This window comes from Variovorax sp. SG517 (genome assembly GCF_013376045.1).
Classification (GTDB): Bacteria; Pseudomonadota; Gammaproteobacteria; order Burkholderiales; family Burkholderiaceae_C; genus Variovorax.
Window position 1 is genome coordinate 544,875 of sequence record NZ_JABMJG010000002.1, and the last position, 21,467, is coordinate 566,341.

16 protein-coding genes are annotated in these 21,467 nt (G+C 68.5%); 10 read left to right on the forward strand and 6 right to left on the reverse strand.

Annotated features, from left to right (window positions below; genetic code table 11):
- Positions 1 to 3: 3 nt before the first annotated feature.
- Both FHT32_RS08055 and FHT32_RS08060 read right to left on the reverse strand, forming a co-directional pair.
- Positions 4 to 1,374 (reverse strand): SWIM zinc finger family protein, encoded by a 1,371-nt coding sequence (locus tag FHT32_RS08055; RefSeq protein WP_176664109.1) that lies wholly within the window; start codon positions 1,372 to 1,374, stop codon positions 4 to 6.
- Positions 1,371 to 2,348, reverse strand: a complete 978-nt coding sequence (locus tag FHT32_RS08060; protein WP_176664110.1) for an alpha/beta hydrolase — start codon at positions 2,346 to 2,348, stop codon at positions 1,371 to 1,373. The genes FHT32_RS08055 and FHT32_RS08060 overlap by 4 nt, the downstream gene beginning before the upstream one ends.
- 78 nt (positions 2,349 to 2,426) lie before the next feature.
- Here FHT32_RS08060 and FHT32_RS08065 point away from each other — a divergent pair, with 78 nt between their 5' ends.
- The 10 genes from FHT32_RS08065 (at position 2,427) to FHT32_RS08110 (ending at position 17,719) form a co-directional block, all read left to right on the forward strand.
- On the forward strand, positions 2,427 to 3,563 hold the full coding sequence (locus FHT32_RS08065) for an iron-containing alcohol dehydrogenase (protein WP_176664111.1): 1,137 nt from the start codon (positions 2,427 to 2,429) through the stop codon (positions 3,561 to 3,563).
- Between the two features lie 184 nt (positions 3,564 to 3,747).
- Positions 3,748 to 6,090 carry a type VI secretion system Vgr family protein gene (locus tag FHT32_RS08070; RefSeq protein WP_176664112.1) on the forward strand — a complete coding sequence of 781 codons (2,343 nt, stop codon included), beginning with the start codon at positions 3,748 to 3,750 and terminating at the stop codon, positions 6,088 to 6,090.
- Positions 6,091 to 6,101: 11 nt separating this feature from the next.
- Positions 6,102 to 6,548, forward strand: a complete 447-nt coding sequence (locus tag FHT32_RS08075) for a hypothetical protein (RefSeq protein ID WP_176664113.1) — start codon at positions 6,102 to 6,104, stop codon at positions 6,546 to 6,548.
- Entirely contained in the window at positions 6,545 to 9,187 is a 2,643-nt protein-coding gene (locus FHT32_RS08080) for a DUF2169 domain-containing protein (protein WP_176664114.1), read from the forward strand. Before FHT32_RS08075 ends, FHT32_RS08080 begins: the two co-directional genes overlap by 4 nt.
- Positions 9,184 to 10,302 (forward strand): pentapeptide repeat-containing protein, encoded by a 1,119-nt coding sequence (locus FHT32_RS08085; RefSeq protein ID WP_176664115.1) that lies wholly within the window; start codon positions 9,184 to 9,186, stop codon positions 10,300 to 10,302. Before FHT32_RS08080 ends, FHT32_RS08085 begins: the two co-directional genes overlap by 4 nt.
- Positions 10,299 to 11,048, forward strand: coding sequence for a DUF3540 domain-containing protein (locus tag FHT32_RS08090; protein ID WP_176664116.1), 750 nt, complete (start codon positions 10,299 to 10,301; stop codon positions 11,046 to 11,048). Before FHT32_RS08085 ends, FHT32_RS08090 begins: the two co-directional genes overlap by 4 nt.
- Positions 11,049 to 11,107: 59 nt before the next feature.
- On the forward strand, positions 11,108 to 11,494 hold the full coding sequence (locus FHT32_RS08095; RefSeq protein ID WP_176664117.1) for a DUF4150 domain-containing protein: 387 nt from the start codon (positions 11,108 to 11,110) through the stop codon (positions 11,492 to 11,494).
- Positions 11,495 to 11,649: 155 nt separating this feature from the next.
- A complete protein-coding gene (locus FHT32_RS08100) occupies positions 11,650 to 12,930 on the forward strand; it encodes an HlyD family secretion protein (protein ID WP_176664118.1) in 1,281 nt (426 codons plus the stop codon).
- Between the two features lie 38 nt (positions 12,931 to 12,968).
- Positions 12,969 to 14,291, forward strand: coding sequence for a hypothetical protein (locus FHT32_RS08105; protein WP_256098919.1), 1,323 nt, complete (start codon positions 12,969 to 12,971; stop codon positions 14,289 to 14,291).
- Positions 14,279 to 17,719 (forward strand): efflux transporter outer membrane subunit, encoded by a 3,441-nt coding sequence (locus FHT32_RS08110; protein WP_176664119.1) that lies wholly within the window; start codon positions 14,279 to 14,281, stop codon positions 17,717 to 17,719. The genes FHT32_RS08105 and FHT32_RS08110 overlap by 13 nt, the downstream gene beginning before the upstream one ends.
- On the opposite strand, the gene FHT32_RS08115 is transcribed toward FHT32_RS08110, so the two are convergent.
- The 4 genes from FHT32_RS08115 to FHT32_RS08130 form a co-directional block, all read right to left on the reverse strand.
- Complete coding sequence (locus FHT32_RS08115; protein WP_176664120.1) at positions 17,720 to 18,028, reverse strand: YciI family protein; 309 nt, start codon at positions 18,026 to 18,028, stop codon at positions 17,720 to 17,722.
- Between the two features lie 63 nt (positions 18,029 to 18,091).
- Positions 18,092 to 19,081 (reverse strand): tripartite tricarboxylate transporter substrate binding protein, encoded by a 990-nt coding sequence (locus FHT32_RS08120; protein ID WP_176664121.1) that lies wholly within the window; start codon positions 19,079 to 19,081, stop codon positions 18,092 to 18,094.
- Positions 19,082 to 19,178: 97 nt separating this feature from the next.
- Positions 19,179 to 20,588 carry a cell wall metabolism sensor histidine kinase WalK gene (locus FHT32_RS08125; RefSeq protein WP_176664122.1) on the reverse strand — a complete coding sequence of 470 codons (1,410 nt, stop codon included), beginning with the start codon at positions 20,586 to 20,588 and terminating at the stop codon, positions 19,179 to 19,181.
- Entirely contained in the window at positions 20,581 to 21,288 is a 708-nt protein-coding gene (locus FHT32_RS08130) for a response regulator transcription factor (RefSeq protein ID WP_176664123.1), read from the reverse strand. The genes FHT32_RS08125 and FHT32_RS08130 overlap by 8 nt, the downstream gene beginning before the upstream one ends.
- Positions 21,289 to 21,467 lie beyond the last annotated feature (179 nt).

Consider the following 21,467-nt stretch of genomic DNA (forward strand, 5'->3'; position numbering starts at 1 on the left):
TTGTCACTTTCCGCCTTCCACCGCGAAGGCTGCAGCCTCCACCGCCAGTACATGCTTGCAGGGGCCGCGCTCGCCCTGGTGCTTGGCATACCAGGGACATGTGCAGCGCAGCTCCCCATCGATTTCGCGAACGCTGTACGCCGTACCCGAGCTGCTCACCTGCGCCTCGACCGGGCTGGTGTTGGCGATGGTGACGGCGCCGCGCGCCATGAGCTCGCGCGCATCGGCAAGGCGCGGGTGCATGTCCTCGACCGAAGACAGGTCGAAAGGCAGTACGCGATGAAAGTAGCGCCGTTCGACCACGTCGAAGCCCACCAGGCCCGAGGCGCCGAGGATGCGCAGGCTGTCTTCCACGCTCGCTTCGGCGATGCCCAGCGTGCACGCCAGCGCCGGTGCGTCGATCAGCGCCTGCCAGTTCAGCTGCGCCTTCACCTGCGACACGGCGCGTTCGTCGTCCATGCGCATCAGCGCGCGCAACGCCTGCCCCTCGCCCGAGAAGCCGCGCCAAGGCTCGGCGCTCAGTGCCAGCGTGAGCCGCGCGCCCGGAAAATCCAGCACCCATGCGCTGGCCTGCTGCCCTTCGTCGGCATGCACGGCCAGGCTGCGCGCCTTGGGCAGCAGCGCTTCGAGCACCCGCAGGCGGCTCGTGTCGGTCACCCGCACACCTTGCGGATGCGGGCGGGTGGTGGTGAAGGGGCCTTTGGGCGACGGCACCACCCACAGCGGCGTGCGGCTGGTCGAAGCCTTGGGCAGCGTGCGGAGAAAGCGCAACGCCTCCAGGCCCTTGAGTTCGAAGCGCCGCCCCATGCCGGCCAGGTACGACTGCACCTCGACCATGCCGCGCAGCCAGCGAAGCGGAAGCGCCACCTTGCGCTCGACCACCTCGCTGTTGCCCGACTGCAGCGTCAGCGCATCGCGCCCGACCGAGAGCGCAAGCCCGTCCGCGTCACGCAGCCGGGCCAGCGCGGCGCGCATCGGGGCGTTGAAATCGACGTTGGTCGTGCCCTTGCCGACCACCTCCCCGTCGTAGGAGTCGGGCAGCAGGTCCACGCGCACGTAGCAGCTGCAACATGAGGAAAAGCCTTCGAAGCGCAGCAGTTCGCCGCCGGCCGTGACCACCGGGTCGGCCAGCGCGATGGCGCGCGCGACACTGTTGGCGGGCGTGAAGAAGCGCGAGCCGACCACCAGGTGCACGGCACTCAGCAGCTCCGCGCACAGCCGGGGCTGGAGCAGCCGGCCTTCGAAGAAATGCGGATGCGCCGCGCCGCCGTCGGCCTGCGGACTGGAAGTCGCAAGGCTCAGCCGCGGGCCCGACGGCTCCGCCAAGGTGGCGGATGCGTGCGCGTACCGGTAGGCATGTGCGACGGCGCTCAAGGCTGCAAGGCCTCCCGCAGAGCCCGGGCCGCATCGTCCTGCGCCTGCAGCGCCTCGGGAATCGCCCGGCCCATCTTGATGAATTCGTGGATCACGCCGCGGTAGATCTCCAGGTCGACCGGCACGCCCGCCGCGCGCAGCTTGTCGGCGTAGGCGATGCCTTCGTCGACCACCGGGTCGCATTCGGCCAACCCGATCCACGCCGGAGCCACGCCGTCGACGTCGTCGGCCAGCAGCGGCGCGAAGCGCCAGTCGTCGCGGTCGGCCGGGGTGTTGACGTACTGCGCGAAGAAGAAATCGATCATGGCCTTGGTCAGCAGCGGGCCGTCGATGTGCCGCAGGTGGGAGGCCGTGTCCTGGTGCGCGGTGGTGCCGGGGTAGATCAGCATCTGCAGCGAAAGCGGCAGGCCCGCGTCGCGCGCGAGGATGGCGCACACGGCCGCGAGCGTGCCGCCCGCGCTGTCGCCGCCCACCGCCAGCCTCGAGGGGGCGAGGCCCAGGCTCGCGCCCTCCTTCGCGATGAACTGGAAGGCGTCCCATGCGTCGTTCGATGCGGTCGGGAACTTGTGCGCAGGGGCCAGCCGGTAATCCACGGAGATCACGGCGCAGCCGCTCTTCTTGCTCAGCACGCGGCACAGCGTGTCGTGCGTGCGGATGTTGCCGACGGTGAAGCCGCCACCGTGGAAATAGATCAGCACCGGCAACACCGCCGACGAAGGCGCGTAGAGGCGAGCGGGGAGCGCATGGCCGTCGCGCGTCGCGATGGTGAAGTCTTCGACGCGCGACAGCTCGGGCTTCTGCACTTCGAGCACGCCGGCGCCCTTTTCGTAGGAGGCTTTGGCCTCGTCGGGCGTCTGCTTGTCCAGCGGCGGGTGGCCCGCGCGGGCCATGCGTTCGACCACGCTGGCCATCTTCGGCGTGAGCCGCGTGGCGGCCGGTGTGCCCGGCGCGACAGCGGCAAGGGTTTCTTTCATGTGCAAGGCGGTTTGCTCTTGTTAGATTTGGCTGGTCGGCAATCGTACTGCCCCGGGCTCCCCGAGGCCTTCATCCCCATGGCACTCATCCAATACCTCACCCAGATCCAGTTCGAGTTCGGCGCGATCAAGCTGCTTTCCAGCGAATGCGCGCGCATCGGCATCAATCGTCCTCTCATCGTGACTGACGCCGGCGTGCGCGCGGCCGGCGTGCTGCAGAAGGCGCTCGACGCCATCTCCGATCTCGAAGTCTCGGTGTTCGACCAGACGCCCTCCAACCCCACCGAGGCCGCGGTGCGCGCGGCCGTGGAGCTTTATCGCAGCGGCCGCTGCGACGGCCTCATCGCCGTGGGCGGCGGTTCCGCCATCGACTGCGCCAAGGGCGTGGCCATCGCGGCCACGCACGAGGGCCCGCTCAAGACCTACGCAACCATCGAGGGCGGCTCGCCGCGCATCACCAATCGCGTGGTGCCGCTGATCGCGGTGCCCACCACCAGCGGCACCGGCAGCGAGGTGGCGCGCGGCGCCATCGTCATCGTCGACGACCATCGCAAGCTGGGCTTCCACAGCTGGTTCCTGATGCCCAAGGCCGCCATCTGCGACCCCGAGCTCACGCTGGGCCTGCCGCCGAAGCTCACGGCCGCCACGGGCATGGACGCCATCGCGCACTGCATGGAAACCTTCATGTCGGCCGCGTTCAATCCGCCTGCCGACGGCATCGGCCTCGACGGACTGGAGCGCGCCTGGGGCCACATCGAACGCGCGACCAAGGACGGCAGCGACCGCGAGGCGCGCCTGAATCTCATGAGCGCGTCGATGCAAGGCGCGATGGCGTTCCAGAAGGGCCTGGGCTGTGTGCACTCGCTGAGCCACAGCCTGGGCGGCGTCGATCCGCGCCTGCATCACGGCACGCTCAACGCCCTCTTCCTGCCGGCGGTGATCCACTTCAACTCGGGCGCCGAGTCGGTGCAGAAGGAGCAGCGCCTGCAACGCATGGCGCAGGCCATGCACCTCGATTCGGCCGGCGACCTGGGCGACGCCATCCGCGACATGAACGCGCGCCTGGGCCTGCCCAAGGGCCTGGCCGAAGTGGGCGTGACGCCCGCGATGTTCGAGCAGATCATCGACGGCGCCATGGCCGACCACTGCCACAAGACCAACCCGCGCCTGGCCACGCGCGACGATTACAAGGCGATGCTCGAAGCCTCGATGTAAGGCTCGCGCAAGAAGCCTGTAATGGCTTCTTCTACACATTGCTTCAGTGAGCGTTCCGAGGGGTGTTTCAGAGGGGAAAACGGCCCTCTCGCACCCCTCGCGTCATTTATGTGACATAAGGGATTTCTAGACTGTCACCGAAGGTTTCCCAACCGCGGAAACCCAAGGGTCAGGGAAGTTCCGAATGCAGCGCACAGTCCAAGTCCACACCGTCCTGAGCTCGGAGCAGCTCAAGTTCCGCTCGATGCGGGGACGGGAAGGACTCTCCGAGCTTTTCGAGTTCGAGGTGGACATGGTCAGCAGCAGCTTCAGCCTCGACCTGAAGCAATTGCTCGGCACTTCGCTCACGCTGGAGCTGGCCGACGAAGGCGCACCGCGATTCCTCAACGGCACCGTGGTGCGCTTCGAGCTCGTGGGCCGCGCCAACGAGACCGGCCGCCACTACATCTACCGCGCGCTGGTGCAGCCGTGGCTCTGGTACCTCACGCGCACCACCGACTGCCGCATCTTCCAGAACAAGAGCGTGCCCGAGGTGCTCGACGAAGTGCTGGGCAAGTACGGCTTCCAGTTCGAGAAGCGCCTCACGGGCAGCTATTCCGCCCAGGAGTACTGCGTGCAGTACCAGGAAAGCGACTTCGCCTTCGTCAGCCGCCTGATGGAACACGAAGGCATCGCCTACCACTTCGAGCACGGCAACGGCTCGCACCTGCTGGTGCTGGCCGACGACTCGGGCAGCTACAAGCCGCTGCCGGGCCACGCGAGCATCCCCTACCGCCCGCGCGACCGCGTGGTCAACGCGCTGGAGCCCTGCATCGATCAGTGGCGCGTGGCCGAGCAGATCACCTCCGGCCGCGTGATGCTCGACGACTTCGACTTCAGGAAGTCGCGCGCCTCGCTGCAGAGCGTGCAGCAAGACCCCAAGCCGCACGAGCACTCGACCTACGAGGTCTACGAATGGCTCGGCGGCTACACCGAGCACCAGCAGGGCGACGCCTACGCGAAGATCCGCCTGCAGGAGCTGCAGTGCGCGCACGAGCTGGCCGCGGGCCACACCAACGTGGTGGGCATGGCGCCGGGCTACCTGTTCCAGATGACGCATTGCCCGCGCGAGTCGGACAACCGCGAGTACCTCGTCACCGAAACCCGCTACGACCTGCGCGAGCCCGAGTACTCCTCGGGCGGCAGCAGCGAGTCGGTGTGCGAGTTCGACTTCACCGTGCTGCCCTCCTCCGTGCCCTACCGCCCCGCACGCAAGACGCCGCGCCCGCGCACCAACGGCCCGCAGACCGCTACCGTGGTCGGCCCCGAGGAAATCTGGACCGACCGCTTCGGCCGCGTCAAGCTGCAGTTCCGCTGGGACCGCTACGGCCAGTCGAACGAGAACAGCTCCTGCTGGGTGCGCGTGTCGAGCAGCTGGGCCGGCGCCAACTTCGGCACCATGCACATGCCCCGCGTGGGCCAGGAAGTGATCGTCGATTTCATCGGCGGCGAGCCCGACCGCCCCATCGTCACCGGCCGCGTCTACAACAGCGATCAGATGCCGCCATGGGAGCTGCCCGCCAACGCCACGGCCAGCGGCATCCTCACGCGCTCCAGCTCGGGCGGCGCGGCCAACCAGGCCAACATGCTGCGCTTCGAGGACCGTACGGGCGCCGAGCAGATCCTGCTGCACGCCGAGCGCAACCTCGACGTGGAAGTGGAAGCCGACGAGACCCACACCACCGACGGCACCCGCACCACGCTCATCAAGGGCCACGAGTCGGCCACCTACAAGGACGGCGAGACGCGCGACATCACCGCCGGCGCCAAGGAAACCATCACCGGCGGCGACACCCGCAGCGTGACCGGCGGCTTCACCGAAACCGTGACCGGCGGCGTGAACCAGACCATCTCTGGCGGCAAGACGCGCGTGCTCAGCGGCGGGCTGAACGACACCATCACCGGCGGCGTGCAGCTCGCCATCACCGGCGGATTCAACGGCACCATCGACGGCAAGGAAATCCGCTTCGTCAGCGACGGGCGCGACGACACCATCAACACGTCGAACAACGTGCTGGTCAACGGGCCCTCGACCACCACGGTCACCGGCCCGACCGTGCACACCTCGCCCGACGTGACCTTCAACACGACGAACCACATCCACAACACGACGCAGCACGTCATCAATACGACGATCTACAACACGACGTCGAACACGTACAACAACCTGACCAACAACTACACGAACAACTCGGTCAGCTACACCAACAACTACGCCAAGAGCAGCGACTGGCGCCTCGCACGCTCGGGCGGCGCGGGCTTCCGCTTCGGCGCGGTGGGCATGTCGCTCGACTTCTGGGGCGTGCGCCAGCAGTTCTACGGCATCAACTCGCAGTACGCCGTGCTCAAGGTCGACTTCATCACCTGGAAGATCGCCAACAAGGGCATCGACATCACCCAGAAGGCCGCCCAGGTGGCCAGGGCCGCGCTGCGCCTTTACATGGATGGCATGGCCGCCTATGCGCAGGGCATGCACATCGTGATGTGATGACGGAATCGATGCCTCTCTGGGAAATCCTTATCTGGGTCTTCTTCGCCATCGTCATGACGGCCGTCGTCGTGCTGGGCATCGGCGCGGTCGGCTACATGCGCCGCGAGAACCGGCTCTACTCGGCCGAGCAGGAGCTGTGGGCCTCGCTGGCACAGACCGGACAGCCGGCCGACGGCGTGATCCGCAACTTCCGCATTCACCCCGACAACATGACGCGCGCCGGCTCCCACGGGCAGACCGTGTGCGCCGTGGTGCTGGACGTGGACTACGCCGACACCGCCGGCACCCAGCGCGTGGCCTCGATCCGCACCTTCGTCGAAGACGCACTGGTGCCGCGCTTCCAGGAGCCGATGAAGGTCGTCCACCTGCGCTACGACCCGCGCAATGCCACCTCGGTCGCCGTCGACCGGGAGCGCACGCCGCTGGAGATCCCGCGAGCAGCTCGGCATCCATGAAGACAGTCAAACCGCTGCGGCTGAGCGTCATCACTCGGCCGTTCATCCGCGCGGGCGAGCAGCGCCTGGCCGTAACCACGTTGTGCATGGTGTCGATGGGCGAGCAGCCCGTGCTCACGCCGGAAGCCGAGTTCTGGAAGATGCTGGCCGACGAGCTCGGTCCGGCCACCGCCATCGACATGGGCATTCCGAAGAGCCGTGCCGAAGTGCTGGCCACCGGCTTCGCCTACACCGCGCACCAGGAAGAGAAGGCGCAATGTGCCGTGCGCCTGCAGCTGGGTGGCATCTCGAAGGACCTGGCCGTCTTCGGCGACCGCTACTGGGTCGGCGGCCGGCCTACGCGGCCGCAGCCCTTCGAGTCCATGCGCATCGATTGGACGCGCGCCTACGGCGGCCCCGCCTTCGCCGACAACCCGCTGGGCCGGGGCCACGGCTTCGAGCAGGTCAACGGCCACGAAGTGCAACGCCTGCCCAACATCGAAGACCCGTCTCGCCGCGTGCACCGCAGCGACGACCAGCCGGAGCCCGCGGGCTTTGGCCCGATCGACATCGCCTGGCCGAGGCGCATGCGCCTCATCGGCAGGCAGTACGACGAGCACTGGCGCAACAACCTCTTCCCGGGGTTCGCGCAGGACATGGACTGGCAGCTCTTCAACGCCGCGCCTGCCGACCAGCGCCTGCCCGGCAACGCCATCGAGATCGAGCCCGGCACGCCCTACGCGGTGTGGAACATGCACCCCGGGACGCCCATCCAGCGCGGGCGCCTTCCGGACTGGCGCGGCCTCGCATTCATCGCGCGCAGGCAGTCTCCCGGGCAGGTCGAGGAAGTCGCCCAGCGTCTGAGCACGGTCTGGTTCTTCCCGCACCTGGAACGTGTCGCGCTCGTCTTCCACGGCGAGGCGCCCAACGAGGAAGACGACGCCAGCGACATCACCCACGTGATGCCCGCGCTGGAAAAGGTGGGCGCGCCGCGCGGCCTCGCGCACTACGCGAGCGTGCTGGGCCAGCGCTGCGATCCGGAAAAGGCCGCTCTCTACATGTTCCGCGACGACGAGTTGATTCCGGAGGAGGCCATCGGCCCCTGGATGGACAAGCTGGAGCAGCCCGAATCCGCCCTCACCCGCAACATGCGCGAACGCGGTGCGCAGGCCCGCGAAGAGCTCAAGCAGCTGGCGCTGGAAGCCGGCCACAAGGCACGCCATTTCCGGGAGCGCCCTCCGCCGCCGCCCTTTCGCCGCATGCCCACGCTGCGCGAGTTGCCGCAGTTCGTGGAGCAGGCAGACGCCTACGCGCTCACCCAGCGCGAGCAAGGCGCCATCGAGCGCGAGCGCCTGCAGCGCGAGGCCGATGCCAATGCGAAGGAATCGATGAAGGTCGGCTTCGACACAGGCAAGCTGGTGCGCGAGCACGACCGCACCGAAGTGAAAGGCCCGCCTCGCGTGGACGGTGCCTCCGTGCTCAGCGGATTCACCGGCATTTCGGCGGCGACGGGCACGCCGCCCATTCCCGAGGCGCAGGTGGAGTCGATGCGCAGGATGACGGAGGACGGCGAGCGCGGCCTGCTCGCGCTGTATCGCGGCACGGCGCAGCACCAGGCAACCGTCGATCCCTTGCCGCCAGAGCGCCTTGCCGAGCTGCGTGCGAAGGTGGACACCGTGCTCGAAGGCAGCCGCGACTTCACCGGCATCGACCTCACGGGCGCCGATCTCGGCGGCCTGGACCTGCGCGGCGCGTGCTTTCGCCGCGCCCTGCTGGAAAGCGCCGACCTGCGCGGCGCGCAGTGCGACGGCGCCGACTTCAGCCAGGCCGTGCTGGTGCGCGCCCAGCTCTCGGGCGCCCGTATGCGCGGCGCATTGATGCGCGAGACCAACCTGGGCGGCATCGCCTGCGAGCGTGCCGACTTCTCGCAGGCCGACCTCGAAGGCGCGAGGCTGGAGAAGGTGACGCTCGCGGATTGCAGTTTCGAAGGCGCCCGCCTGCACCACCTGCATGTGATCGAGTCGCGCATATCGCGGTGCGACTTCGGGCGGGCGGACATTTCGTACGCCGGCTTCATGTCCGATGCGACCATCGAAGACTGCAGCTTCCGCGGCGCCCGCCTCTTCAAGGCTGCGTTCCTTTCTTGCCACGTCGCGCGGCTGGACTTCACCGGCGCCACGCTCGAAGCCTGCGCCTGGACGCACATGGTCTGCGACGACGGCATGGTGTTCGCATCCGCACTGCTGCGCACCACCTGCTTCACCGGGAAGAGCAGCCTGCGCGGCGCGAGCTTCGAGGCCGCGACGCTGGTGCAGTGCAGCCTGCGCGAGATATCTCTCGAAGGAGCGCGCATGGCGCGCTCCACCCTGGATACCTGCGACTTCTCTGCCTGCAACCTCACGGCAGCCGACCTCACCGACACCCTGGCGCCGGAAAGCCTCTTCATCCGCGCCGACCTGAGCCGGGCATCCCTGCGCGGCGCCAACCTGATGACCGCCAATTTCAACAAGGCCCTGCTGCCTTCCGCCGACCTGCGCGAAGCCAACCTGTTCCGCGCCGACATGTCGCAGACCCGCATCGACACCATCACCGCCACCCAGGGCGCCTACATAGAGCAGACCAAGACCGTGCCAGCCCTGCGCGCGATGCCTGGCCGATGAGCCCGCAGGAACTGGCGACCCGCATCCGCAACGGCGTGCGCATGGAACGCGAAGACTTCACCGGAATGCAGCTCGGCGGGCTGGACCTGTCGGGGGGCATGTTCAGCGAATGCCGCTTCGCGCAGGCCTCGATGGCCGGCAGCCGCCTCGACGATTCGGTGTTCGAGCGCTGCAACTTCGACGGCGCGGTGCTGTCCGCGGCGCGGCTGGATGGCGTTTCCTTCCTGCGCTGCAGCCTTGCGCAGGTGGAGGCGGACGCGAGCCATTGGCCGCGCGCGGTCGTCGCCGAATCCGACCTGAAGAACGCCCGCTGCGCCGATGCCGAGCTGGCGGAAACGGTCTTCCACGACTGCGAGCTGCATGGCGCCAGCCTGGAACGCGCCAGGCTCGCCAAGGCCATCTTCAACGGCAGCCGCCTGGGCAACGCCAGCCTGCGCGATGCAACGGTCGCGAGCGCCGTGTTCTTCCGCGTCGACCTGCGCGAGGCGGGCTTGCAGGGCGCGCGCTTCCACAACGCCGTCTTCTCCGAGGCCGACCTGAGCGGCCAGTCCTTCGCGGGACAGTCGCTGGAGTTGTGCCAGTTCGCGGACGCGCGCATGTCCGGCTGCGTCTTCGAAGACGCCCGACTCCCGCAGTGCAACTTCAAGGGCGCGATGCTGGACGGCGCCCGCATGGCCCGCGTGCATGCGCCGCAATCGCTTTTTCCCGAAGCGGACCTGCGAGGCGCCGACTTCCGCGAGGCCACGCTCGACCATTCGCTCTGGATCGATGCGCTGCTGGGCGGCGCCGATTTCTCCGGCGCGAGCCTGACGCAAAGCGTCTTCCACCGTACCCGCTGCGAGAACGCGCGCTTTGCCCGCAGCCGGCTCGACTACGCCGATTTCTCCTATGCGGATCTGCGCGGCGCGAGCTTCGAGAAAGCCACCTTCCTGCGCACGCAGATGCATCGCGCCGACCTGGCCGGCTCGCACTGGAGCGACCGCATCGGCGTACTGGACAACGATCCCGCCCTCCATGAAGCCGAGCGCGCCGCATGGCAGCGCCCCACCCGCGCCGCCCGCCTGGACCGCGATGCCCATGGCCGCATGCTCACAGACGAAAAGAACACCCGATGACGATGACCGCCGGAACGTCCATTTCCACCAGCGTGCACGCGCCCGCTCTTGCCGAAAGCGAGCTCGCGCCGCTGCTGCAGAAAGCCGCGCCGGCCAGGCCGCTGCAACAGTCGGCGGTACTCCAGGGCATCGCGATGGCGAAGGTCGTGGCCAGCCATTCGGACGACAGCCACGATGTGATGGTGAGCGGAAGCCCCCACGCCATCGCTTGCCGGCGCGCCGCGAGCTGCCTGCTGGTGCCGGCGCCCGGCGACACCGTGATGGTCGCCGGCCCGGGTGGCGACGAGCTCTATCTGATCGCCATCGTCGCGCAGGCCGATGCGCGGCAAGCCACGCTGGCCGTCGAAGGCGAACTGACGCTGGCCTCGCGCAGCGGCGGCATCGCCGTGCGGGGCGCGGGCGCGCTCGACATGCAGTCGGACACCGCCATCCACACGCGCGCTCCCGAATGGAACCTCAGTGCCGCGCGCAGCCAGTGCAAGGTCTCGGAGCTCGAATACCAGGGTGCCGAGGTGCGCTTCAGCGTGCTGGTCTCTCGCTTCGTGGGCCGCGCCTGCGAGGTGGTGCTCGACCGCCTGCACCTGCTCACGCGCTCGAGCTTCCGCCTCACCGAGGAGATCGAGCAGGTGCGCGCGGGACAGATCGACATGCAGTCGTCCAGCACGATGCGCCTGCACGCGAAGAACACGCTGGTGACCAGCAAGGAGCTGGTCAAGGTCGATGCCGAGCAAATCCACATGGGCTGACTCGCCATACGAGCCGCAGCCGAGAAGAGAACCGAACAACCGCCGAAGGAGCCTTCGCCATGTTTGCCAATGCACAGATGATGGGCATGGACCTCGCCTTCCCCGACGTCTGCAAGACGCCGCCGGCGCTGCCCATCCCCTACCCCAACTTCGCCCTCGGCCCGACCGCCATACCCAACGCCTGGAACATCCTCTACGGCGGCACGCCCGCGCACAACATGGCCACGGTCACGCCCATCACCAACGGCGACAACGCCGGGGTGCTGATGGGCGTGGTCTCGCAGACCGTGATGGGCCCTTCGCGCCACATCACCGGCGCGTTCACCGTGCTGCTCAAGGGCACGCCGTGTACGCGCATGACGAGCCTGTCGGTGCAGAACCGCTGCAACATCGTGGGCATGCGCATCGTGCCGAGCCAGTTCAAGGTGCTGGTGCTCGCGCCCTGAATGCACATTCGGTTGCTTTTGTAAGCGGAAATAGTTCACTTTTGGCATGTGTATTGCTGCAATGCAGCAAAGCAGATGGCATGCCCCAATGATGTGCCACGGCAGTGGAGACGCAGGTCCTGAAAAGCCACCACGTCGTCGATTGCGAGGCGCCAATGAATGCAAGCACCGTCCAGGAGTCGCACCAGATCGCGAAGGCGGAGGCCTCCGCATGGCATGAGCGCTGGCGACGATGGCGAGGCGGCACCGCCGAGTCGCTGGTGCCGCGCATCGCGGGATACGCGCTGCTCGCCTTCGTGCTCTGGCTCGTCGTCACCACGCTGATACAGCCGCTGGTATCCAGGCAGGCCACGCGCGCGGTGCTGCAGGCACCGGTGACGCTGATCACCTCGCCCATCAGCGGCGTGGTCACCCAAATGACGGTGCGCGCGCTCGACAAGGTCGATGTCGGCGCCGTGGTGGCCACGGTGCAGAACCCGACCATCAACCGCGACATCCTCACCACGCTCAGCACGCAGCGGCTCGCACTGCAGAGCCAGTTGGCGCAGTTGACGAACCAGGCCAATGCATCGGGCGACGAACTCCAGTTCGTGGAGCAGCAGGTCAAGCTGTATCGCGCCGCATCGATGGCGCAGACGCGCGATGCGTGGCAGATCGCGCAACGCCAGCGCGAGGTGGCGCAGTCCAGCGTGGCGGAGCAGGAGCAGAAGGTGCGCCGCACTTCCGCCATGCTCGACGAAGGCGCCGTGAGCCCGCAGACCATGGACGCGGCACAGGCGCAATTGAGCACCTCGCGAGCCAGCGCGGCCGTGGCCGAACAGGCCTATGCAGGCCTCGGCCAGAGCATGGCGAGCGCGAGCCGCGGCGTGTTCGTGGGCAGCGGCGGTGCCAGCGTCTACCAGACGCTCACCAGCCGGCGCGAAACACTGAGCGGCTCCATCGGGCGCGCGCAGCACGACAGCGAAGCCCTGCGCCAGCAGCTGCACGAAGTGACCGCGCTGGAGGCCGAGGAACGCAGCCGCATCGACCGCATGGCCGCCTTTCAGGTGCGTGCGATGCAACCGGGCCAGGTGAATTCGGTGCTGATGCCGCAGGGCAGCTTCGTGCCGCAAGGGGCCACCCTGGTGCGCATGACGGACTGCAGCCGCATCGAAGTGGTCGCGGTCTTTCCGCCGCGATTGGCCAGGAAGCTCAACATGGGCTCGACCATCGCCGTGAAAACCGAGGACGGCGGCACGGAAGTGTCGGCCCGCGTGACCCAACTGCTGCCGGTAGCCCCGGAAGATTTCCAGAGCCGCTATGCCGTGCCCTTCCCTTTCGCGGAACAAGGCTCGCTGTATGCGGTGGCGCGCGTCGAGTCCGACAACCCGGCCTGGATCGCGCAACGCAGCCTGTGCGCGCCCGGCAAGGTGGTGTCGGCAAGACTGGCCTCCTAGCGCGAAGCATGCATCCACGACGCCGATGAAGGCATACGATGGATCACGCAACACCCGTGCGACGATGCGCGCCGGCGCCGGCGCTGGCGATGGTGCTCACGGCAATGCTGTGCCTCCATGCGCCGCAGGCACCGGCGGCCGAGGGCATCGTGCAACAGCTGCTCGCGCGGCAGAGCTGCGACGGCCTGCGCCGCGCCGTGGCATTCAGCAGCCGGGGTGAGTCTTCGGCGCCGCTACTGCTGCCGAGCTATCGCACCGAGGCGCAGATCGACGGCGTGCCGGAACTCCCGCCGAGCCTTTCGAACGTGGCCTTCGTGTACGACAACGCGCTGGCCGGCATCGCGCTGCTTGCCTGCGGCGACACCGCATCGGCAAGACGCATCGCCGACGCGATGGTGCTGGCCGTCGAGCACGACCCGCGCTACCCCGACGGCCGCATCCGCAACGCCTACCGCGCCGGCCCGCTGGTCGATGCGAAACCCGTGCTGCCCGGCTATTGGGACGCCAGCAAGAACCAGTGGATCGCCGATGCCTACCAGGTCAGCACCGCGACCGGCAACGTGGCGTGGGCCGCGCTGCTGTTGCTGAACGTGAACCAGTCGGCGCCCTCGCCGCGCTATGCCGATGCCACCGCGAGGCTGCTGGCATGGATCGAGCAACGCACGCGCTCCAGCGCTGCGCCGGATGGCTACAGCGGCGGCTGGTACGGCTGGGACGAGAAGCAGGCCGCGCAGACCTGGAAATCGACCGAGCACAACATCGACATCGCCATGGCCGCCGCATGGGCCGCACGCTCCGGTACGCGCCCCGACCAGAAGCAGCAGGCCGCCACCGCGCTGGCCTTCGTCGAACGCATGTGGAACAAGGGCGAGCAGCGCTTCTACATCGGCACGCAGGACGATGGCGCGAGCGTCTCCAGCACGGCCTCGGGCCTCGATGCGCAGCTGTGGCCGCTGCTCGCCGCGCCGCCGGGCCACTGCGCATGGCAAGCCGGGCTTGCATGGATCGATGCCAACCATCGCTACGGTGCTGGCTACGGTTTCTCGCGTCAGCCCGACGGCATCTGGACCGAGGGCAGCGCCCAGGCCGCAGCCACGCTGGTGGCCGTCAAGGGCGCGGCGCCAGAGGCCTTGTGGCAGCTGCTGGCCGCGCAGCGCGCACCCAACGGCCTGTACTACGCCACCCCCAGCCCACGCATCTCGACCGGGCTGGCCATCGGCCCCGATTCCAAGGGCCCGGACTTCTTTTACTACCGCTGGCCCCACCTGGGCGCCACGGCCTGGATCGCACTTGCCGCCAAGGGCTGGAACCCGTTCACCGGAATCACCACCGTCGCAGGAGCAAAGCCATGTTCGAACTGATCGATACGCCTGAATTCAGGATCAATCTGATGGTCGTGGGCCTGGCCCTGATCATGATCTTCCATGCCCGCGCCGACCGCGCGTCGCACCGCGTGCTGTTCGGCTTTCTCACCGCGCTGGTGCTGGTGCGCTATGTGGCGTGGCGGCTGGCCGAAACCCTGCCACCGGCGGACCTGGGCTTCGGCACGCTGATGGGCTGGGTGTTCCTGGTGTTCGAGATGGTGTCGATCGCCTACACCCTCCTGTCGATACAGATGCTCTCGCGCCGCCGCGACAACCACGCGCATGCGGATGCCGGCGAAGCGTTGCTGCGCCAGCGCGGCGCCGACGTGCCGGCGGTCGACGTCTTCATCTGCACCTACAACGAAGAGATCGGCGTGCTCGAGAAGACCATCCTCGCCGCGCAGGCCATCGACTATCCGCACGTGAATGTCTGGGTGCTCGACGACACGCGGCGCGACTGGCTGCGCGACTACTGCGAGCGCAAAGGCGTGCATTACGCGCGCCGGCCCGACAACGCGCATGCCAAGGCGGGCAACCTCAACAACGGGCTGCGGCAATCGGCCGCGCTGACCAACGCGCCCTACATCCTGGTGCTCGACGCCGACTTCGCGCCGCACCGCAACATCGTCTACCGCGTGCTCGGCCTGTTCGACGACCAGAAGTCGAAGGTGGGCCTGGTGCAGACGCCGCAGTTCTATTACAACGCCGACCCCATCCAGCACAACCTGCGCGCCACCGACAGCTGGGTCGACGAGCAGCGCGTGTTCTTCGACGTGCTGCAGCCCGCCAAGGACGCGGCCGACGTGGCGTTCTGCGTCGGCACCTCGTTCATCGTGCGGCGCGACGCCATCACCGCCGCCGGCGGTTTCCCCACGGGCAGCGTGTGCGAAGACATCTACACCACCTACACGCTGATGCGCTTCGGCTGGGTCACGCGCTGGCTCAACGAGCGGCTGTCGAACGGACTGTCGGCGGACAGCGTCATCGACTACATCAACCAGCGCAGCCGCTGGTGCCTCGGCACCATCCAGGTGGCGCTGCTGCGCGACGGCCCGCTGCGCGGCAAGGGCTACAGCTTCACGGCGCGGCTGCACTACGTGCACGGGCTGATGCACTGGCTCACCAAGCCTTTCATCCTGCTGATCCTGGCGGCGCCGGCGCTCTACTGGTACATGGGCGTGTCGGCCTTCCATGCCACGCCCCGGGCCTTTGCCATGTACGGCCTGCCGCCGCTCGTCATGTTCTGGGGCTACACCTACTGGATCAGCCAGCGCCGCTGCCTGCCGGTGTTCACCGAGGTGACGCAGATCGTGGCCGCGATGGCGGTCACGCGCACCATCGTCTCGGCGCTGATCCGCCCTTTCGGGCGGCCGTTCAAGGTCACGGCCAAGGGGCAGGATCGCAGCAGGACGGTGGTGCACTGGAACCTGGTCGCGGTGTTCGGCGCCCTGATCGCGGCGATGTTGATGGGTGCGCTGGGCGCCATCGGCGGCTCGATGACTGCTGGCGACGTGCTCAACGTGGTGTGGACCTTCATCGCCACCGTGTACTGCCTGGCCGCGCTGATCGCCTGCATCGACCGCCCGCGCCCCGAGCACGACGAGCGCTTTCCGTACGACGCCGCCACCGCCGTGCGCAGCGCCGCAGGCGTGGGTGCGGCCCGCTTCGCCGAGATCGCTGGCGACGGCGCACGGCTGCTCAACAGCGCCGCGGTGGGCCGCATTGCGGTCGGACAGGCGCTCGATGTCCACGTCGACCACGTCGGCTGGGTTGCGGCCACGGTGACAGGTCGCTCCGGCGCAGGCACCGAACTGGCCTTCGCGCACGACGAGGCGGTGCACGACCGGCTGGTGCGCCACGTCTTCAGCCTGCCGCCCAGCCATGTCGCCACGCAGGTGAAGCCGGGGCGCGCCGCGCTGGCCTTCATGGACAGCGCGGGCTGGCGTTGGCCCGGAATGCCGCGCATGTTCGCCGGCAGCGCGCCGATGCTGACGGTGCTGCTGGTCGCCGTGCTGGTGCTGTCGGGCTGCAACCTCACGCCGCCGCTGAAACCGGCCGACGTCGAAGTGCCCGCGCAGTGGGCCGAGGGAGCGGGCGGCGCCGACGCGGCGCCCATGGCATGGCAGGCCTTCGTGCGCGACGACGAGCTGCGCGGGCTGATCGCCACCGCGCTGGCCCGCAACCGCGACCTGCGCGTGTACGCCGCCAAGGCAAGGGAAGCCCGCGCCGTGTACGCGGGCACGCGTTCCAGCCTGTTTCCGGAGATCGGCCTCGCGGGCTCGGCCGGGCGCGGCAACCAGGTCACGTCGCTCGGCCCCAACGGCGTGGTCACCAACAGCCAGGCGGTCGGCAGCGTAGGCAACACCTATGTCGTGCAGGCCGGCATCATGGCCTATGAGCTCGACTTCTTCGGCCGCGTCGATGCTGGCGTGAAACAGGCGGGCTCGCAGGCCACGGCCAGCGACCGGGACTTTGCCGCGGCGCGCATGAGCCTCGTGGGCGAGGTGTCGAACGCCTACCTCACGCTGCGCGCCGACCGCGCGCTGCTTGCGCTGGCCGAGTCCGACCTCGCCACCCAGACCGACAGCTCCAGCCTGATGCAGCGTGCGCGCAAGGCGGGCGGCACGTCGGACCTCGACCTGCTGCGTTCGCAGTCGCTGGTGCAGCGTGCCGCCGTTCAGCGCGAGGAATTCCGCATGCGCGTAGCGCAGGACTTGCAAGGGCTTACCGTGCTGGTCGGTCAGCCGGTGCCGGCCAACACAGGCGCCCAGCGCCCGTGGCCAGAGCGTTCGGTGGCCGACGTGCCGGTGGGCCTGCCCGCGAGCCTTCTGCAGCGCCGGCCCGACCTGCTGGCCTCGTATGCGCGCGTCGAGGCCGCGAACTCGGGCATAGGCGCGGCCAAGGCAGCGTTCTATCCGAGCTTTTCATTGACTGCCGTGGGCGGCGGCCTGAGCAGCGAGTTCTCGAGCCTGCTGAGCTCCGGCAACCGCAGCTGGGCCACGGTGCTCGGCGTGTCGCTGCCCATCTTCGACTGGGGCCGGCGCTCCGCCAACCTGAGCGCGAACGAAGAGCGCCTGGCGGCCGCAATGGCGAGTTATGAATACGCCGTGCAGCAGGCATTGCGCGAAACCGCCAACGCGCTGATCGCCGACAGCCACCTGCGCCCGCAGCTCGAAGCCCAGCAGGCGCGCGTGCAGTCGCTGCAGCGGGTGGCGGCGATCTCGCACACCCGTTTTCGCAACGGGCTCGAAGACTACTTCGCCGGGGCCGATGCGCAGCGCGAGCTGTACATCGAGCAGCGGCAATGGATAGAGCTGCAGCTCAAGCAGGCGGTCAACACGGTGAACCTTTACAAGTCGCTCGGCGGCGGCTGGGAAGATGCGCCTGCGCCCATTGCCGCAGCAGGCGCGGCGCCGCGCCAGTGATCAAGCCGCCGGGGGTTCGGCGAACCACGCCTCGGCCCAGCCCTGCCGCTTGACGGGGTTGAACTCGCTGAATGCGAAGCTCGCGAGCTTTTCGGTGTGGAACGGGTCCTGCGCGAAGAACGCCTGCAGCGCGGCGAGCGATTCCGCGCGGGCCAGCATGAACCCGCCGGTCGCCGGCACCTTCGGCCCGGAGCAGAGCAGCAAGCCGGCGTCGTAGCCCAGTTGCAGGTAGGCGCGATGCGGCGGCACGAATTCCTGAATTCTTTCGAGCGGAACGAGATAGTTGATTTCGACGATGAAGTGCTTCATGAGGGTTGTCTTGATGGGTTCCGGAAGCCATAGCAGCGACCGTGCCCGATCGGGGCCGCACTGCTACTCCGCCTTTACCCCCGCCGTTCGAATCACCTTGCCCCACTTGGTGGTCTCCGAGGCGATGAACGCATCGAACTCCTCGGGCGTGCCGCCTGCTGCAATGGTGCCCATCGCGTCGAGCCTGGCCCGCGTTTCGTCGCTGCGGATGATGCGCGCCACTTCGTCCGACATGCGTTTGACGATGTCTCGCGGCGTGGCTGCCGGCGCCAGCATGCCGGCCCAGGTGCTGCCGGTGAAACCCGCGAAGCCCTGCTCGATGAAGGTCGGCACCTCGGGCACGGCGGCCAGTCGCTTGTCGCCCGCCACGCCGATCAGCCGCACCTTGCCTGCCTTGGCCTGATTGATGAGCCCGGTGGGCGCATCGAAGAAAAGCTGTATCTGCCCGCCCATGAGGTCGGTCAGCGCCGGCATCGCGCCGCGGTAGGGGATGTGGATCATGTACGTCTGCGTGAGCGACTTCCACAGCTCCGTGGTGAGATGCGCTGCCGAACCGTTGCCCGAAGAGCCGAAGCTCACCTTGCCCGGGTTGGCGCGGGCGTAGTCGATGAGTTCGCGCGCCGTCTTGAAAGGCGCCTCGATGTTGACCGCCGCCAGCAGCGGCGACACGCCCATCAGCGACACCCCGGCCAGGTCTTTTCGCGGGTCGTAGGGCAGCTTCGGGTAGAGCGTGGTGTTGGCCGCATAGGCCGCGATGACAACACCGAAAGTGCTGCCGTCTGGCGGCGCCTTGGCGACGGCGTCGACACCGATCAGGCTGTTGGCGCCGGGCTTGTTGTCGATCAGCACCGGCTGGCCGAGCCGGGTCTGCAAGCCCACCTGCACGAGCCGCGCCATCTGGTCGGTGAAGCCGCCTGGCGTGTACGGCACCACGATGCGCACCGGCTTGTTGGGCCATGCGCCCTGCTGCTGCGCGAACGCCGGAAGTGCAAGGCTCGCGGCGGCCGTAGCAAAAGTGAAGCGGCGGCGCGAGAGCAGCGTGGCATGAGGCATGGTGGGGGTCTCCTTCGTTGGTTCGGAATGCATCCGGCCATTCTCGGAAGGGCCGGCCATACCCGCGGTCAGGGTTTGCCCGCCGCGCCTTTCGTATTCAGCGCGCCAGCCGCAACCGCATGTCGAAGCGCGCACCGCCGCCCGCTTCGTTCGCCGCCTCCATGCGCCCGCCATGCGCATGCACCACCGCCTGCGACAGCGCCAGCCCCAGGCCGAGGCCGGGCGTCTTCTCGTCGGAACGCGCGGCGGCGCCGCGGTAGAAGCGCTTGAAAAGGTGCGGTAGCTCGTCGCCGCGAATGCCCGGCCCGTGGTCCGACACGCTGACGATCGCCTCGTCGGCCTCCAGGTCGGCGCGCACGCTCACGTTCACCACCGTGTCGGGCGGCGAGAACTTAAGGGCGTTGTCCAGCAGGTTGGCCAGCGCCAGGCTGGCCGCACCGCGGGCGACGCGCGCATCGACGGGGAATGGCGCGTCCAGCGACAGGGCGAGCCGGCGTTCGCGCGCCAGCGGCTCCAGGCGCCGCAGGGCCTCCTCGGCGAGCTGGTTCAGCGACACCGTTTCCACCGCGTCACGCTCCTGGCCGGCGTCGAGGCGCGCCAGCACCAGCAGTTCCTCGACCAGCAGCGTGAGCGATTCGACCTCCTCCAGCGAGGAGCGCAGCGTCTCCACGTACTCGGCGGGCTCGCGCGGCCTGCGCAGCGCCAACTCGAGCTCGGTGCGCAGGCGCGACAGCGGCGAGCGCAGCTCGTGCGAGGCATCGGCGGTGAAGCGCCGCTGCGCCTCCATCCCTTGCTCGATGCGCGCGAGCATGTCGTTGAGCGTGTCCACCAGCCGGCCGATCTCGTCCCTGGTGCCGGGGTGCGGCAGCCGCTCGCCGAGGTTTGCGTCGCCGATTCGGTGGGCCTGCAGCACCACGTCGTCGATGGCGCCGAAGGCGCGCCGGGTGATGAGCGCGCCTGCCGCGCCCAGTGCCAGCAGCAGCGCGCCGCCGAGGATGATGAACAGTGCGCTGGCCATGGCCACGGTGCGGTTCACGTCGTCCAGCGATCCCGCCACCTGCACTGCGAGCAGCGAGTGGTGGCCCGGCACGGGCACCGAGACCATGCGCGTGGGCTCCTCGCCGTAGCCGTCCAGCGTCTCGAAGACGGTCTCGCCCGCTGCGAGCCGCTCGCGCAGCGCGGCCGGAATGGGCAGCTGCGCCTCGCCGAGGTTGCTGCTGCGCGCAAGCACGCGGCCGTTGGCATCGACGATCTGCACCAGCCGGTCGAGCCGCACGAACGAAGGCGCGCCGGGGCCCGGCGGCGCCTCGTGGACGATGACGGTGTCGCCCTCGCCGGCCGCCAGCAGCATGCCCATCTCGGTCTCGGCCAGCGCCAGCAGTGCGGCGTCGAGTTCGCGATGCACGTTGCGCGAGAACACCAGGTAGGAGGCGAAGGCGGCGACCGCCATCACCACCACGATCACGCTGACGTGCGCCAGCGCCAGCCGCTTGCGGAAGCTAATCATGAAAGACGCTTCCGCCCCCGTTGGCATCCTCGGCCAGCGCCAGCCTGAAACCGCGCCCGCGCACCGTGTGGATCAGCGGCACGCACGGCGGTGCATCGACCTTGCGGCGCAGGTTGCTGATGTGCACATCGATCAGGTTGTCGATGGAGATCAGGTCGTCCTTCCACACCTGTTCGGCCAGGCGCGAGCGGCTGACCACCTCGCCGGCATGGCGCAGCAGGATCTGCAGGATCGCGAACTCCTTGTGCGTCAGTTCCAGCACCATGCCGCCGCGCAGCACGCGCTGGCTCATCGGGTCGAGGCTCAGGTCGGCCAGTGCGAGCACCACCGGCCGCACAAGCTCGGAGCGGCGCAGCAGCGCGCGCACGCGGGCCAGCAGCTCGTCGAAGGCGAAGGGCTTGGTCAGGTAGTCGTCGGCGCCGGTGTTGAGGCCGGCCACGCGGTCGCTGAGCGCGTCGCGGGCGGTCAGCATGAGCACGGGCGTCTTGCAGCCGCGCTGGCGCAGGTCGCGGCACAGCGTGAGGCCGTCTTTTCCGGGGAGCATCCAGTCGAGCACGATCAGGTCGTACGCGACGACGAACGCCTCCTCGTCGCCCTCCTCCGCGGTATGGACCACGTCGACCACGAAGCCCTCCTCCTGGAGGCCCCGGGCCAGCAGCCGGGCGGCCTTGCGGTCGTCTTCGATCAGCAGAATTCTCATGGCACGGATCATGCCGTGCGTTCCTGACTCCCGGCCACCGGGCCACCGGGCCACCGGTCCGGATCCTTAAGAGAACTTCAGGATTTCTTGGGAGCTTCTTCAGGCGCCTTTTCCTACGCTCTGCGGCAGGAGACGGGAGCGGATCGAGGGCATGGGAAGGCGTCCCGTGCACGGCGCGC